The 16648-nt window shown below is 49.6% G+C and carries 14 protein-coding genes; 8 read left to right on the forward strand and 6 right to left on the reverse strand.

Annotated features, from left to right (window positions below; translation table 11 throughout):
* Positions 1-91: 91 nt before the first annotated feature.
* The 6 genes from rlmKL (at position 92) to rmf (ending at position 8021) form a co-directional block, all read left to right on the forward strand.
* Positions 92-2209, forward strand: coding sequence for a bifunctional 23S rRNA (guanine(2069)-N(7))-methyltransferase RlmK/23S rRNA (guanine(2445)-N(2))-methyltransferase RlmL (rlmKL, locus tag A9B99_RS18370; RefSeq protein ID WP_064600288.1), 2118 nt, complete (start codon positions 92-94; stop codon positions 2207-2209).
* The gene (locus A9B99_RS18375) at positions 2209-4119 is read left to right on the forward strand and encodes an ABC transporter ATP-binding protein (protein WP_064600021.1); all 1911 of its coding nucleotides are present in this window, start codon (positions 2209-2211) and stop codon (positions 4117-4119) included. The genes rlmKL and A9B99_RS18375 overlap by 1 nt, the downstream gene beginning before the upstream one ends.
* A 16-nt stretch (positions 4120-4135) precedes the next feature.
* Positions 4136-5392, forward strand: a complete 1257-nt coding sequence (pqiA, locus tag A9B99_RS18380; RefSeq protein ID WP_064600024.1) for a membrane integrity-associated transporter subunit PqiA — start codon at positions 4136-4138, stop codon at positions 5390-5392.
* Position 5393: 1 nt separating this feature from the next.
* Positions 5394-7031, forward strand: a complete 1638-nt coding sequence (gene pqiB / locus A9B99_RS18385) for an intermembrane transport protein PqiB (RefSeq protein ID WP_064600026.1) — start codon at positions 5394-5396, stop codon at positions 7029-7031.
* Positions 7031-7600, forward strand: coding sequence for a membrane integrity-associated transporter subunit PqiC (pqiC, locus tag A9B99_RS18390; RefSeq protein WP_064600027.1), 570 nt, complete (start codon positions 7031-7033; stop codon positions 7598-7600). Before pqiB ends, pqiC begins: the two co-directional genes overlap by 1 nt.
* A 253-nt stretch (positions 7601-7853) precedes the next feature.
* Entirely contained in the window at positions 7854-8021 is a 168-nt protein-coding gene (gene rmf, locus A9B99_RS18395) for a ribosome modulation factor (RefSeq protein ID WP_064600028.1), read from the forward strand.
* 74 nt (positions 8022-8095) lie between these two features.
* Here rmf and fabA read toward each other — a convergent pair whose 3' ends face one another.
* Together fabA and A9B99_RS18405 are read right to left on the reverse strand one after the other, a co-directional pair.
* Positions 8096-8614, reverse strand: a complete 519-nt coding sequence (gene fabA / locus A9B99_RS18400) for a bifunctional 3-hydroxydecanoyl-ACP dehydratase/trans-2-decenoyl-ACP isomerase (protein ID WP_064600030.1) — start codon at positions 8612-8614, stop codon at positions 8096-8098.
* Positions 8615-8682: 68 nt separating this feature from the next.
* On the reverse strand, positions 8683-10449 hold the full coding sequence (locus A9B99_RS18405) for an AAA family ATPase (protein WP_064600032.1): 1767 nt from the start codon (positions 10447-10449) through the stop codon (positions 8683-8685).
* Between the two features lie 173 nt (positions 10450-10622).
* Between A9B99_RS18405 and matP the strand changes: the two genes are divergently transcribed.
* Positions 10623-11078 (forward strand): macrodomain Ter protein MatP, encoded by a 456-nt coding sequence (gene matP / locus A9B99_RS18410; RefSeq protein ID WP_064600290.1) that lies wholly within the window; start codon positions 10623-10625, stop codon positions 11076-11078.
* 77 nt (positions 11079-11155) lie between these two features.
* On the opposite strand, the gene ompA is transcribed toward matP, so the two are convergent.
* Together ompA and sulA are read right to left on the reverse strand one after the other, a co-directional pair.
* Positions 11156-12217, reverse strand: a complete 1062-nt coding sequence (gene ompA, locus A9B99_RS18415; protein WP_156519096.1) for a porin OmpA — start codon at positions 12215-12217, stop codon at positions 11156-11158.
* Between the two features lie 359 nt (positions 12218-12576).
* Positions 12577-13095: an SOS-induced cell division inhibitor SulA gene (sulA, locus tag A9B99_RS18420; protein ID WP_064600034.1), complete on the reverse strand. Its 519-nt coding sequence runs from the start codon at positions 13093-13095 to the stop codon at positions 12577-12579.
* A 215-nt stretch (positions 13096-13310) separates the two neighbouring features.
* Here sulA and A9B99_RS18425 point away from each other — a divergent pair, with 215 nt between their 5' ends.
* A complete protein-coding gene (locus A9B99_RS18425; RefSeq protein ID WP_064600036.1) occupies positions 13311-13949 on the forward strand; it encodes a TfoX/Sxy family DNA transformation protein in 639 nt (212 codons plus the stop codon).
* Here the strand turns inward: A9B99_RS18425 and yccS are convergent.
* Positions 13942-16068, reverse strand: coding sequence for a YccS family putative transporter (gene yccS, locus A9B99_RS18430; RefSeq protein WP_064600037.1), 2127 nt, complete (start codon positions 16066-16068; stop codon positions 13942-13944). The two genes, A9B99_RS18425 and yccS, sit on opposite strands and share 8 nt — an antisense overlap.
* 17 nt (positions 16069-16085) lie before the next feature.
* Complete coding sequence (locus tag A9B99_RS18435; protein ID WP_064600040.1) at positions 16086-16532, reverse strand: YccF domain-containing protein; 447 nt, start codon at positions 16530-16532, stop codon at positions 16086-16088.
* Positions 16533-16648 lie beyond the last annotated feature (116 nt).

Consider the following 16648-nt stretch of genomic DNA (forward strand, 5'->3'; position numbering starts at 1 on the left):
CCTGCACAAATAAATAAAAGGGCAACTTTATGACATGTGTGCCGGATTAGCTATAATGCGCAACAATTTTAATGAAAGACAAAGTGAAACTATGAACTCTCTGTTTGCCAGCACGGCGCGTGGGCTTGAAGAACTCTTAAAGACCGAACTGGAAAACCTTGGCGCACAGCATTGCCGTGTTGTTCAGGGAGGTGTCCATTTTGATGCGGACACACAGTTGGTGTATCAAAGCCTGATGTGGAGCCGGCTGGCTTCGCGCATTCTGCTGCCTCTTGGCGAATGCAAAGTCTACAGCGATTTGGATCTCTACCTTGGGGTTATGGCGATTAACTGGCCGTCTCTGTTTGTGGAGAATGCCACTTTCGCGGTGCATTTCAATGGACTGAATGATGTTATTCGCAACAGCCAGTATGGTGCGTTGAAAGTAAAAGACGCCATTGTTGACAGCTTTACCCGCAAAAATTTGGTGCGCCCAAATGTTGACCGGGAACAACCCGACGTCCGCATTCAGGTGAGGCTGGAAAAAGAAGTCGCCAGTATTTCGCTCGACTTGAGTGGAGATGGCCTGCATCAGCGTGGTTACCGTGACAGCACTGGCCTTGCGCCAATAAAAGAAAACCTGGCTGCGGCAATTATCTTGCGTTCGGGCTGGAAGCCGGGCACGCCTTTGCTGGACCCAATGTGTGGTTCTGGCACCTTACTCATTGAAGCCGCCATGATAGCGACGGACCGGGCTCCCGGGCTTTACCGCCAGCATTGGGGCTTTACCGGGTGGGCCGCGCACGATGAAGCGGCCTGGAAAGCGGTTCGTACTGAAGCGCAGGTACGGGCGCGCCGGGGCCTTAGTGAATATACTTCGCGCTTTTATGGCAGCGATATTGACGGCCGGGTTATCGAGCGGGCGAAAACGAATGCCCGGCGAGCAGGGCTTGGCGAAGTTATTCGCTTTACCGTGGGTGATGTGGCACAGCTTACCTGCCCGCAAGATGTGCAGGAAACCGGTACTCTTATCAGTAACCCACCTTATGGAGAACGGCTGGACAGCGAGCCGGAATTAATCGCACTGCATCATGTACTGGGTCGGGTTGTTAAACAGCAGTTTCCGGGGTGGTCACTCTCTTTGTTCAGTGCCTCTGCGGAATTACTCAGTTGTTTACAACTGCGTTCCGAGCGCCAGTTTAAAGCAAAAAATGGTCCGCTGGATTGCGTACAAAAAAACTACCAACTGTCAGCCACTGTACCCGAGCAGGCAGGCCAGTTTGCGCAGGATTTTGCTAACCGCCTGCGTAAAAATGCCAAAAAGCTGGATAAATGGGCGAAGCAGGAAGGGATTGAATGTTATCGCCTGTATGATGCCGACTTGCCGGAATACAACGTTGCCGTAGATCGTTACGCTGACAACATTGTTATTCAGGAATATGCACCACCTAAAACAGTAGACCCGGTGAAAGCGCGCCAACGCCTGTTCGATATTATCGCAGCCACGATTGATGTGCTCTCTCTGGCTCCAGGCCAGCTTATCCTGAAAACCCGTGAACGCCAGAAAGGGAAAAACCAGTACCAGAAGCTCAGTGAGAAAGGGCAATACAAAGAAGTGCGCGAATATAATGCCCGCTTTCTGGTTAACCTGACTGACTACCTTGATACCGGGTTATTCCTTGATCACCGCCTCGCGCGGCGTATGCTTGGGCAAATGAGCAAGGGGAAAGATTTCCTCAATCTGTTCTCTTACACCGGGAGTGCCAGTGTCCATGCCGGGCTGGGTGGAGCCAGGAGTACCACAACCGTAGATATGTCGCGTACCTATCTCGAATGGGCTGAACGCAACCTGCGGCTTAATGGCCTGAGTGGGCGAGCGCATCGCCTGATTCAGGCAGATTGCCTGGCCTGGCTGGCAGAGTCGAATGAACACTATGATCTGATTTTTATCGATCCGCCTACATTTTCTAACTCTAAACGCATGGACAACACATTTGATGTCCAGCGAGATCATATTGCTGTAATGCGTGATCTCAACCGGTTGCTGCGTGATGGCGGCACCATCGTTTTTTCCAATAATAAACGCGGTTTCAGAATGGACCACGAAGGGCTTGCTGCTCTGGGCCTGGAAGCACAGGATATCACTGCAAAAACCCAGTCGCAGGACTTTGCCCGCAATCGTCAGATTCATAACTGCTGGCTTATTCGCCGCGTAACCAGGAAATCATAATGTCGTTAATTAGTATGCATGGTGCGTGGCTGTCTTTCAGCGATGCGCCACTTCTTGATAATGCTGAATTACATATTGAGAATAACGAGCGTGTTTGTCTTGTCGGGCGCAATGGTGCCGGCAAATCAACGCTGATGAAAATTCTGAATAAAGAGATCCCTCTTGATGACGGCCGTCTGATTTATGAGCAGGACCTGGTGGTTGCCCGTCTGCAACAGGATCCACCACGAGATGTGGGTGGCACCGTATATGACTTCGTTGCCCAGGGAGTGGAAGAGCAGGCGGTATATCTCAAGGAATACCATGAGATCTCTCGCCTGGTTATGCAGGAGCCGAGTGAGAAGAATCTAAATGCGATGGCCCGGGTTCAGGAACAGCTCGACCACCACGGTTTGTGGCAACTGGAAAACCGCATTAATGATGTTCTGAGCCAACTGGAACTGGACCCAAATACGGAACTGGCTGCGTTATCTGGCGGTTGGCTACGTAAAGCAGCATTAGGGCGAGCACTGGTGAGTGCTCCGCATGTATTGCTGCTCGACGAGCCCACTAACCACCTGGACATCGAAACTATCGACTGGCTGGAAACTTTCCTGAAAAGTTACCAGGGCAGCATTGTCTTTATTTCCCATGACCGTTCTTTCATTCGCAATATGTCCACGCGGATTGTCGACCTCGATCGTGGGAAACTGGTCTCCTACCCGGGGGATTACGACAAATATCTGGTCGCCCGCGAAGAAGCGCTACGCGTAGAAGAGTTACAAAATGCGGAATTTGACCGCAAACTGGCTCAGGAAGAGGTATGGATCCGCCAGGGCATTAAAGCACGCCGTACCCGTAATGAAGGGCGAGTGAGAGCACTGAAAGCTATGCGCCGGGAACGCGGTGAACGCCGGGAAGTGATGGGCCGCGCCCAAATGCAAGTCGAAGAAGCCAGCCGTTCCGGCAAAATTGTGTTCGAAATTGAAAACCTGCATTACGCCATTGAAGACAAAGTGCTGGTGGATAATTTCTCCTCACAAGTACAGCGCGGCGATAAAATTGCCCTCGTTGGTCCGAATGGTTGCGGTAAAACCACACTGCTTAAGCTGATGCTGGGGCAGTTGCAGGCTCAGTCCGGGCGTGTACATGTGGGGACGAAGCTGGAAGTGGCCTATTTTGACCAGCACCGTGCCGAGCTGGATCCGGACCGTACCGTTATGGATAACCTGGCTGAAGGTAAACAGGAAGTGATGGTCAATGGCCGTTCGCGCCATGTCCTTGGTTATCTCCAGGACTTTTTATTCCACCCCAAACGCGCCATGACACCAGTGAGCGCGTTATCTGGTGGTGAGCGTAACCGTCTGTTGCTGGCCAGGTTATTCCTGAAACCCAGTAACTTATTAATTCTCGATGAGCCCACGAACGACCTGGATGTTGAAACGCTGGAACTGCTCGAAGAACTGATCGACAGCTACCAGGGAACCGTCTTACTGGTGAGCCATGACCGGCAATTTGTCGATAACACTGTAACAGAGTGTTGGATCTTTGAAGGTGAAGGGCGTATTGGCCAGTATGTTGGCGGTTATTTTGATGCCAAAGGGCAGCAGGCGTCGGCACAACCATTGAAAGCAACGGTGAATAATGCGCCTGTTGAACAACAAAAAGTGCCGAAAGCAGAAACAGTCAAACGGCAGGCCAATAAACTAAGTTATAAACTTCAACGTGAACTGGAACAATTACCTGCTCAACTTGAACAGCTTGAAGCCGATATCGATGTGCTGCAAAGCCAGGTTAGCGATGGTGGTTTTTTCAACCAGCCTCATGATGTTACCCAACGGGTTCTGGAGCAACTCTCTGCTGCTGAGCAGGCGCTTGAAACGGCTTTTGAGCGCTGGGAATACTTGGAAGGTTTGAAAAACGGCGATTAACACAAAGAGGCAGGATATGTGCACTAACCACCTGACACAGCAGGCCATTTTGTGCGGCCATTGCGATATGCTGGTTGCTCTTCCTGCCCTTGGCACAGGCGAAAAGGCCTGTTGCCCACGTTGTGGAAATACGCTGACTACGCGCTGGGATGAACCCCGCAAGCGGCCAACTGCTTATGCACTGGCCGCACTATTTATGTTGTTACTGGCAAACTTATTTCCGTTCGTGAATATGAGTGTTGCTGGTGTGAACAGTGAAATTTCGCTGTTATCCATCCCTGATGTAATGTTTTCTGAAGATTACGCCAGCCTGGGATCATTATTTATGATTTTGGTCCAGGCTGTGCCTGCTCTTTCGTTGGTAGCCATTCTGCTACTGGTTAACCGGGTCCGGCTCAGCCCGGTATCAAAAAGGCGTCTTGCCTGGCTGTTATTTCACCTGAAAAGCTGGGGGATGGCGGAAATATTCCTGGCTGGTGTTCTGGTAAGCTTCGTGAAATTAATGGCGTATGGCGATATTGGCATTGGCCTGAGTTTTATTCCATGGTGCCTGTTCTGTGTACTGCAACTGCGCGCCGTACAGTGTGTGGATCGCCGCTGGCTGTGGAATGACATTTCCCCCGCACCAGCTATTCCCCTGGCATGTCAACCCGGTAAAACGGGCATGAAACAAGGGCTACGCTCATGTTCATGCTGTACCGCAATATTGCCCCAGGATGTCGCACAGTGCCCACGTTGCCACAGCTATGGGCATGTACGCCGCCGCCACAGCCTGCAGTGGACAACAGCACTGCTGTTAACCTCGGTGATGCTGTATTTCCCAGCCAATATACTGCCTGTCATGATTACCGACCTGCTGGGAAGTAAGCTTCCATCCACCATAATTGCTGGTGTGGTGTTGCTGTGGAGCGAAGGCTCTTATCCGGTGGCTCTGGTCATCTTTATTGCCAGCATTATGGTGCCCACCCTTAAAATGATTGCTATTGGCTGGCTTTGCCTTGATGCCAGGGGTTTTGTACAGCGCGACAGCGAAAGAATGCATTTGGTTTACGAGGTTGTCGAGTTTGTTGGTCGTTGGTCAATGATTGATGTTTTTGTAATCGCTGTATTGTCGGCTCTGGTCCGCATGGGGTCGTTAATGAACATTTACCCGGCGATGGGGGCGCTTATGTTCGCGCTGGTGGTCATACTCACAATGTTTGCTGCAATGACATTTGACCCTCGTCTCATCTGGGACAGGAAGCCAGAATCAAGCCAAGAGGAGTTGTCGTAACATGGATTCAAACCGTGGGGAAGCAAAGGTGCATAAAGTGAAAAACTGGTCTCCGGTTTGGATCTTCCCGATAGTCACCGCCCTGATTGGTGCGTGGATCTTATTTTATCACTACAGCCATCAGGGGCCGGAAGTGACACTTATCACCACCAATGCAGAAGGTATCGTTGGCGGGAAAACGGCAATTAAAAGCCGCAGTGTGGATGTTGGGATCGTGGAAAGTGCGGTACTGACAGATGACCTGCACCATGTGGAAATCAAAGCCCGGCTGAATACTGGCATGGAAAAACTACTGCGCAAAGATTCCGTTTTCTGGGTGGTGAAACCGCAGATTGGCCGCGAGGGGGTCAGCGGGCTGAGTACACTGTTATCGGGGGCGTATATTGAATTGCAGCCCGGAAAACAAGGGGAAGCACCAGAGCACTATGATTTGCTGGATTCTCCTCCCCTGGCACCACCTGATGCCAAAGGGATTCGTGTCATTCTTGACAGCAGCCGGGCAGGGCAACTTAACCCTGGTGACCCGGTACTATTCAGAGGGTATCGGGTCGGCTCTGTTGAAACCAGCTCATTCGATGCTCAGAAACGAACGATGCAATATCAGTTATTCATCAGTGCACCCAATGATCGTCTGGTCACTACAAATGTCCGTTTCTGGAAAGACAGCGGTATTGCCGTCGATCTGACCTCTGCCGGTATGCGTGTTGAAATGGGGTCGTTGTCGACGTTGTTCAGTGGCGGGGTTAGCTTTGATGTACCGGATGGGCAATTAACCGGTGAGCCTGTCGCTGATCACAGTGAGTTTCAGTTGTATGATGACCAAAAAAGCATTCAGGATTCGTTCTACACCGAGCATGTTGATTACCTGATGTTTTTTAAAGATTCAATTCGTGGCCTGCAACCGGGCGCGCCAGTTGAGTTTCGCGGTATTCGCCTGGGCACGGTGCAGAAAGTGCCTTATCTGGTGCCACAGTTGCAGCAAAAGATTAACGAAGACTACCGGATACCGGTACTGGTTCGTATTGAGCCGCAGCGCATTGAAAATGAGCTGGGTGAAGGGCCTGAAGTTCAGGGACACCTGAAAATGCTACTCTCCCGCGGGCTGAGGGCCTCCCTGAAAACGGGTAACCTGTTGACCGGGGCATTGTATATCGACCTCGACTTTTATCCTAAAGAAGGTGCCTATAAAGGCCCTCTGGAGGTCGGTGCATACCAGGTGATTCCCACAGTGAGCGGTGGGTTGTCTCAGATCCAACAGAAACTGACGGATGCACTGGATAAAATCAACGCATTGCCACTTAACCCGATGTTAAACCAGGCAACCAGTACACTCAAAGAAACGCAAAATACCATGAAGTCGTTGCAATCCACGCTGAACAACCTGAATAAGATAGCAGGCAGCGAATCCATGCAAGGCCTTCCGGCAGACATGCAAAAAACGTTGCGTGAACTTAACCGGAGTATGCAGGGCTTCCAGCCAGGTTCTGCCGCATATAATAAAATGGTTGCCGATATGCAGCGCCTGGATCAGGTATTACGTGAGTTACAACCGGTTCTGCAAACGCTGAACAATAAGAGTAATGCATTGATCTTCGAGGCGCACAGCAAGAAAGATCCGCAGCCGAAGGGGGCGAAATAATGAAACAATGGATGATGTTCGTTATGGTACTGGTGCTCTCGGCTTGCAGTAGTACCACTACTACTAAGCTGTACCAGTTACCGGTGGATCACAATGCGGTTTCCTCTGTGTCGGGAAAAACTGGGGGAGCTCAAAAACTGTTGTGGGTTTCGCAGATTAGTGTGCCGGATTTTCTGGCTGGCAGTGGAGTGGTTTACCAGACTTCAGACGTGAACTACGTGGTTGCCAAACAAAACTTATGGGCCAGCCCGCTGGACCAGCAACTGCGCGATACTCTGGTGGCAAACCTCTCCACAGCTTTACCCGGCTGGGTGGTATCGTCACAACCACTGGGTAACGACCAGGATAGCCTTAGTGTAGTAATAAGCGGTTTCCAGGGGCGCTATGACGGGCAGGTTGTGGTGAGTGGTGAATGGTTGCTTAACCAAAAGGGTGAGTACACGCGGCGCCCATTCTCTGTCACTTTGCCTCAGCAGGGGGATGGTTATGATGCCATGGTGAAAGGGTTAGCGGCGGCCTGGCAACAGGAAGCCCGCAGTATCGCGGCACAGTTACAGGCACAACACTAATTTACATTTCTTTATTCAGCACCTGTCTGGCATTTTTACCAGCGGGTGCTTTTTTTTGCATCAGAGACTTACCTGCCCAACTCCCGTTTTTAGGTGAAAAATTATGTCAATTGTGCCTCATTAATATGACATTGGCGTGAATTTTGCGCATTGACGATGCCATAAAATGAGCGTATTCGTTATTACTGATTGCATAAATTGTAATCACTGTTTTCTTTTCCACCAGACAACAAATGAATGAGGGAAACGAGGCATGAAGAGACAAAAACGAGATCGCCTGGAACGGGCTCACCAGAGAGGCTATCAGGCTGGCATTACAGGCCACTCAAAAGAGATGTGCCCTTATCAGACGCTAAATCAGAGGTCTCATTGGCTGGGAGGCTGGCGAAAAGCCATGGAGGACAAGGTGTCATTTGCATGACCCTGTCTCTTTAGAGCAAAAAAGAAACCTCCGCAATGCGGAGGTTTCGCGTTTTAGCCAGGCTGTGGCTCAAATCAGAAAGCAGAAGTATCTTTAAACAAGCCTACTTTGAGGTCGGTGGCAGTATAAATAACGCGGCCATCAACCAGCACCTCACCATCTGCAAGGCCCATAATCAGGCGGCGGTTTACCACACGTTTAAAGTGAATACGGTACGTAACTTTTTTCGCGGTAGGCAGAACCTGTCCGGTGAATTTCACTTCGCCAACACCCAGTGCGCGGCCTTTACCTTCTCCGCCGAGCCAGCCCAGATAAAAGCCGACTAACTGCCACATTGCATCCAGCCCAAGGCAGCCAGGCATTACCGGATCACCAATAAAGTGGCAGCCAAAGAACCATAAATCAGGATTAATATCGAGTTCGGCTTCAACATATCCTTTGTCGAAATTGCCACCGGTTTCAGTCATTTTGACAACCCGGTCCATCATCAGCATATCAGGTGCTGGCAGTTGTGGACCTTCGGCGCCAAATAGCTCGCCACGACCAGAAGCAAGTAGATCTTCTTTTGAATAAGATTCGCGTTTATCAACCATGTCTACAATAAGCCTTATTTTAGTGAAGCACGCAGGTTAGCGAACAGGTGTACGCTCAACAAGTCCGATCAGTTGTGGTTAAACCAGTTTAACCACCGTAACGGCCAGGGCAGCCGATGCCTGGCATCCTGCTGACTTGCCTGAGCGATGCGTTCCTGTACCAACTGCATAAGATTGTTTCGCCCCTGGATTTCATCACTCCAGGGTAAACCTGTTAATAAAGGTAGAGCATCGAACACATCCTCGACAGCCCAGATATAAAACTGCTCTTGTTCCACAGCGCTGCGTAACGGTTCACACAGGCTGAGATGGCGCACATTCGCCAGAGGAATAATAACCCCCTGATTACCGGTAAGGCCCCGTGCTGCACAGAGAGCAAAGAAGCTTTCAATTTTCTCGTTAAGCCCACCGACTGGCTGTGCACAGCCAAATTGATCAACAGAACCAGTAATGGCAATGTTCTGGTAAACAGGCACATCTGCCAGTGCACTAATAAAGGCGCAGAGTTCAGCCATTGATGCACTGTCGCCATCAACCTCACTATAAGATTGCTCAAAGGTTAACGATGCAGAGAAAGGCAACTGTTGGTCCAGATCCAGCTCAGCCATCAGGAAGGCCTGCATAATCATCATGCCTTTGGCATGAATATTCCCACCAAGTTCCGCTTTACGTTCAATATCTGTCAGTTCTCCATCACCAACATGCACAACACAACTAATGCGAGACGGTTCGCCAACAGGTCGGGGATGACCGGGAAATTCAATCACAGACAGTGCGTTGATTTGCCCAACGCGTTCACCCTGGGTTTCCACGCGCACCTGGTCGTCGAGAATATCATCCAGAATACGTTCTGCAAGATACCCTTCACGCCAGGCTTGTTTCTCAAGAAACAGTTGGAAGGCTTCGCCACTAAAAGTCTCTGTGCCCGTGGCGGTAGCGATGGACGTGAAAAGGCGTTCAAACCACAAAGGGTTAACGGGCAGAGAGCACTGGTCTTCAGTATAGCGAGTTGCGAGTTCCAGCAACCGGGGCCAGGCATCACTGGCAGGTCTGGGAAGCGCTTTATTCAGTGCCCGGTTGTGAATCCAGTTTCGCCAGCGAATAATATCCTGCTCGTCATTAATCAGAATTTCATCTTCGTATTCGCTGTATACCGCTATTTCTGTCATTTCTGGCGTAAGGGCGTCCAACTCTGCCAGTTCGTCGCGGTCCCCAACCAGAATCAGGCGAATATCCAGAGGAATAGCTGGCATCGTTACTGGGAGCGGCTTTGTTTCATCCGGCGAAAACCAGGTGAACACCTGACGTGTAACCCACTGCTTCACCCGTAACCACATCAGGGGTTGTTCAAGCAGCAAACGCAGGCTGAGAATAAGCACGCCACCATTGGCGCGGTGGAGAAGCCCTGGCTGCGCTGAAAGCTCACCGTTGAACTGGCGAATACAACCACATAACTGCTCAGTTTCCGCCCAGGCTGTGCTGAGCACATTAGGACGAGTGCAGAACAGTGCATCTTCTGTTGTTGGTGCGTCAAATGTGACATCTGTAGTGGAGAAACGGTAATGGCCTCCATACAGTGAATTGGTGCCAGTAAACTGTTGGGAAACCAGCTCATGGATCGTATCAAGATAAGGCTGTGTGCCGGGAGCTTTGATCACCATAAAACGTGACGGCACAGAAGGGTGCAGGAAGTGTGTCAGTGTATCAGTAAGGCGTGGCTGTATGCTCTGTAACGCCTGGGAAACAGCATCGTTATCGCCTGGCTGTGCAAACAGAGAATCATAGGGCGTTGCATCCAGGGTAAGTGCTTGTGATGTCAGTCGATTAATGGTCAATGTGATATTTATAAGTTAGTTGCCAAAACGGCGATTATACAATAAGCCACTTCGTGACACACCTGAAACAAGACTTGCTTTCCTTGCAGACAAACAACTTATCATTTCTGGTGCGCGAACGGGCAGAAAAGCTGATATTCTGTAACGGGTTAAACGGTTACGCCGAGATCATAATGAAATATCAACAACTCGAAAATCTCGAAAGCGGCTGGAAATGGAAATATCTGGTAAAAAAACACCGCGAAGGTGAGGCTATTACTCGCCATATTGAAGCCAGTATGGCGCAGGAGGCGGTTTCCGCTCTGCTGGAACTGGAAAGTAATCCTGTGCGTGTTCTTAGCTGGATTGACCAGCATATGAACCCGGCTCTTGCCAACAGAATGAAACAAACTATTCGTGCGCGCCGCAAGCGGCACTTCAATGCTGAACATCAGCATACCCGCAAAAAGTCTATCGACCTCGAGTTTGCGGTATGGCAACGGCTGGCATCTCTGGCCCGGCGCCGTAACAGCACGTTATCAGAGACTATTGTTCAGTTAATCGAAGATGCAGAGCGTAAAGAAAAATACGCGTCAAAAATGACTACGCTTAAAGACGACCTCAGGGCATTGCTTGGCGATAAAAAATAACCTGTTCCTGAGCGCGTTATTCACAATACTGAAAAAACAAAAAACCCACCGAGGTGGGTTTTTTGTTGCGTGGTAACTTAAGCCTGAGGCTGAGTCACAACGTCTTTAACGCCTTTAACTTCGATCTCAACACGACGATCCGGTGCCAGGCAATTGATCAGCGCTGCACGTGCTTTCACGTTGTTGCAGGTGCTGCCAGTAACCGGGTTGGATTCACCCATGCCGCGTGCAGAAATCTTGTTAGACGGGATACCTTTAGAAACCAGGTAATCAACAACGCTCTGTGCGCGCTGTTCAGACAGTTTCTGGTTGTAGGAATCAGAACCGATACGGTCAGTGAAGCCCAGAACAACAACAGAGCCATCTTTAGGATCCAGGTTGCTCAGCTGAGTGTACAGCTGATCAAGCGCCTGGCGGCCTTCAGGTTTCAGGGTGGATTTGCCGAAAGCAAACAGCACGTCAGATTTCAGAGTGAAATGTTTGGTGCTTACTTCAGGAGCCGGAGCCGGAGCTGGAGCCGGAGCCACTACCGGAGCAGGTTCGCTCTGACCAAAACGGTAGGAAACACCAACACTCAGCATACCGTTATCAGGACGAGCACCTACAGTGCCTGCATCACCGATATTGTTAACCCACTGGTATTCCAGACGGGTTGCGATTTCCGGAGTGATTGCATATTCAACACCGCCAGCGAATACTGGAGAAACGCCAGTATCGTGATTTTTCAGGCCAGTGTTTTCTTTAGAATCAGCACGCCATACCATGCCACCCAGACGAGTATATACATCCAGATCGTCCATTACCGGGTAGCTCAGTTTAGCAGTCAGCTGAACGCCTTGAGCTTTGAACGCACCGTTAGTTACGCTGCCTTTATAAGGCATACGACCTAACCAGTCATAACCCATTTCAAAACCAACATACGGGTTAACCTGGTAACCGCCGTAAGCACCAGCACCCAGTTGGCTTTGATGAGTCGGGCCATTGTTTTGAGTATAGCCGTTGCCATAAAAGCCGGTATCGTGGTACTGGGACCAACCCAGTTTACCACCTGCATACCAGGTGTTATCTTTCGGTGCTGCCTGTGCTACGGTAGCGAAACCAGCCAGTGCCACTGCAATTGCGATAGCTGTCTTTTTCATTTTTTGCGCCTCATTATCATCCAAAAGGCCATAGGTCTTTAAATCAATCAAAACCCACGGTTAAATCCTTCACCCGGGTTATCGCTCAATTGCCACTCTACCGATAAACTCGGTTTATTATGAGCAACCCTGGCGAGTTAAAGTCTACAACTTAGTTAGAAAGTTACAAGTGTGAACTCAGTCAGACATATGAAAAAAATCTGACTACGGATTAAATTTTTACGGCAGAATGGATGCAAGGCGCTGCGCACAAAACGTGAATCTTTTAGCGGAAATCCCGCCAGACATGGCTTTTCTGATGCTGATTATTTCCAGTTATTCAGATGATTCGCCATGTTCAGGAATTATCCTAAATTTACTTAGTGATACAAATTTGATTGAATTTTTAGCCCAAAATTTTGTCTGTCGCTCAAATTAACCTGAGAAACAGGTCGCATGATAAACCCAATTGCCTGTCCTTGCTCGGCTGATTGCTGCAATAGTAACCGCTCCTGATCACTCAATTCTTCTGGCAACCAGCCAATTACGACACTGTAGTTACCTGAGTTTAAGGCTTTAGCCATAGCCGAAACAGTTGTGGGTTGTTGTTCATGCCGTGCCTGCACATGCATAACTTTTGACAGGGGCAAACCTGCAGAAACCAGCCATTGGCGGTTTAATTTCTGCCCGGGAGTAATCCATAACTGCCAGCGTGCCTGCTGGCTTAACTGGCGCAGCAAGGGCAAGAGGATCAATTGAGACATCCAGGGTTGGTCTTCACGAAACATCATTTCACTGACAATACCTTGTGCAATAGCCGGCTGTTCTTCTAAACCGGCCTGGTAATGCTCATTAATATGATGAGTGATACTTCGGTTTTGGTAAGCCAATGCGTTCATAATGAGTTCCGCCTTTGTCACTGTATGAATATACAGTAATGCGCAATGGATGAAAGATCAACAAAAAATTTTGGAAATTCCCTCGCAAAACCGATAACAAATAACTTAAACCCTTAACCTCTTCTTGCCCTGAAGAGGTAACTTTCTTATGGTTAAACGAGGGTGTCCCGGATTAGGGATTATTCGTTATTACATAATGAAATGTAAGGATTTTTATGGGAAAGGTCTCCACTCCACGTATTAAGGCTTCATTAGAAAAACTCTCTTCTCTGGGCCGCATTTCTTCACGAGCTTTGTTCGGCGGGTACAGCATTATGGCTGACAATGTTGCTTTTGCCATGGTGAGTAAAGGGCAGCTTTACTTACGTGCCTGTGAGGAAAATACAGGCTACTTTACCTCGCGTAACTTGCCGCTATTAGTTACGCATAAACGTGGGCGCCCGCTGTCACTGAACTATTTCCGTGTTGATGAAACGCTCTGGAATGATGATGAGCAGCTCATCACCCTTGCGGGGCAGGCTCTTGCCGCCGCCAGGAAGGAAAAGCGGGAAAAGCAGGTAGTCCGGCGAATTAAAGACTTGCCAAATGTCACTTTCGGCCTGGAAATGATGCTATGGGAAGCGGGTATCCGCGATATTGAAACCCTGAAAAATAAAGGGGCAAAGGCATGCTGGATAATCCTGCGCCAGCGTTGCAATACCCTGGGAGCCAAGATATTGCTGTCTTTGGAGGGCGCTATCACAGGTTCCCATAGTGAGGCGCTCCCACGCCAAAGGCAGTGGGAGCTTAATGAATGGGCACAGCAACAACTCGAGCAGGAAGCCAGAGATAAAGTGCGGCGCAAATCTAACTAATCTGAGTACGTAGTTTTGAAAGCTCGGGCAGTATTGAAATCAGTAAACCAATTTGTTGAAGAACAAGTGGTTCCTTGCTGTCAGCCTTTTGGTCCTGTTTGCTGATGCGTTGTACCAGTTCTGCCAGAGCTTGCTGGACTTTTTCATCATCGGCTGGTTCGTGATGTAGCGCATCGTCTACATAACAGACTGCATCATCAAGAATTGTCAGTATCTGGTTGTTACTGAGTTTTTCCCGGTGTGCGCCCAGGGCGGAGATATAACTGTTAAATGTGTGGTTCAGGCACAGCAGGCGAAAAGCTGCCTCACGAACCTGCTGCGTCATATGTGGTTCGGAAGACATATTTGAGACTACGGATGCCAGTTCCGCATCACGGTTATAGGCATCGCGACGGGCAATACGGTAAGCCAGTCGGTTATCTCTGCCCTGGTGGTATTGCTCAAGTATAGCGTCCAGATAGCGGCAGTTAGCATTAATGGCGCGCTCAGCTACTTGCGGTAACCGCCGGAAACGCCAGTCAGGCCAGATAAAGGAGACTGCAGCCCATGCAATGGCACAACCCAGTAATGTGTCAATGATGCGTGGCAGCGCAACTTCAAAACCTTCACCCAACAGATTAAAACACAGTAGCACCAACAAGGTGATAAACATCGTTGCATGAGCATACTGAACATTACGGAATGCGAAAAACAGCACGCCGGTAATAACGATTAACACCAGTTGGCCTTCCAGCGAGGGCACAAACCACAGCACAGGAATACCAATGGCAACCCCGACCAGCGTGCCGACGACCCGCAGTGTCAGACGGTGTCGGGTGGCATTATAGTTGGGCTGGCATACAAACAGGCTGGTAAGCAAAATCCAGTAGCCATGATTCATCCCGGTAAATTGTATAAAAGCATAGCCAACACATAATACCACTGACATTCGAATGGCATGGCGAAACAGTGCCGATTCTGGTGTGAGGTTACGGCTTAAGCGTAACCAGATATCACTGAACCCTGTTATCCCATCGTCGGCGAGGCGGTTGTCTGTATCCAGCTTGATTCCGGCTTCTGTCTGCTCAGATTCAATGGTAGCCAGCTGTGCATCAATAGCGCGTAAATTGTTTATCAAGTATTCCAGCGCAGTTAACTCAGGCATTACTGCCTGGCTGGCTTTGATGCGCGCCATTGCGGTGTCCAGGTGTGCGAACGCATTATCAAAGCGGGTATCATGAGAATAAGGCGTACGTGACAAAATGCATTGTGCGAGTTGGTTGCAGGCCTGGGATTGCATAAATAATATACGCTGAAAACGGAACATAATATCGCTGTGGCGAAATTTATCTCTCAGACTTTGGTACTGGATGTGGGACGAGTTCGCCCTCTCATGAATATCCTGGGCAACAAAATAATAGTGCAGCGTGCGGCGAGTATTTTTTTGCCCCCGGTCGCCACGCAGCCGGGTCAGTAGCGATGCCTTGGTCTGATTCAGGGTATTGACCAAATCACTGTTAGCCATCGCCAGCGCATAGAGTGGTGCCTGTGCATCAGTCTCAATATCAGGGTCAAATAAACGCGACTTTATCTCCAGAAAATGCGCCAGTTGTTTGTAGCAACGAGACAGGTTGTCCTGCAGGGGCCGTACCGGGAAGATTAAATGACCAGACAGGGTGAGGATGTTGTACCATATTGCGCCAGCGAGCAAGAACAGAGGTTGCTGATACCAGTGTTCATACAACGAAACACCCAGCATGGTATAGATGGCAATCAGCAGCGCTCCAAAGGCAATGGTGGCATAACGCTGTCCAAGCCCGCCAAGCAGAATAAAACCGCAGGTGGAACTCATCAGGCCGAGGGTGAACAACCAGGGCCAGGGAAACAACAGTTCAACAGATGCCGATGCGATAAAAAAACACAGTAACGTGATAAGCAAATTTTTGAGCCGGCCAGTCAGCCTGTCGTCCAGGTCGGTAAGTGCCGCAGCGACCACACCCAGAGTTAATGGAATGGTGAGGCGAACCTCACCGAGCCACCAGGGATATGCTGCTGCGCCCAGCAAAGCAACAAAAATGCGCAAGTTATAAAGCCAGCTACTTTTCCATGTATAACGGCGCAGCCATTGAGAGATTAACATCGCAGGTATTGCCCCGTTTACTGGAAACGACCGCGGGCGTTGGCTTCCCGGGCGGCCTGGGCTACTTCAACGGAAACCACTCGGCGGCCAACAGGCCACAAGGCAATTGCTGCCAGTTTAAAATTGGCGATACCTACCGGAATGCCAATGATACTCAGGCACTGTATTATTCCGGTGCTGATATGCAGCAGGCACAACCACCAGCCGAACACCACAAACCAGAAGACATTAAGCAGCGTTCCGCCCGCATTCATTAGCTCATTTTTGCGTTCGGGGTATAACACATCAACATGCACCGCTTCATTACCAAATGGGAACAGCGAAAGACGTGTTATTTCCCAGCATGAGCGGGTTAATGGCAATGTGAAGATCAATACAATGCTCACCAGTGTTGCCAGAAACCAACTGAAGGTGGTCAGAAAGCCACCCAGAACAAAGTTAAGAATGTTTAATACTGTTCTCATAAGATCTCATAGATATGTGACATGGCGGAAAATAACCCTAATGATTGTATCGTGTTTTTACTCTGGAGCACGATTTCTCTCGCAGGTACACTGACATAACAACCAGATAATCAGGC

Origin of the sequence: Mangrovibacter phragmitis, assembly GCF_001655675.1 — a bacterium.
GTDB lineage: Bacteria > Pseudomonadota > Gammaproteobacteria > Enterobacterales > Enterobacteriaceae > Mangrovibacter > Mangrovibacter phragmitis.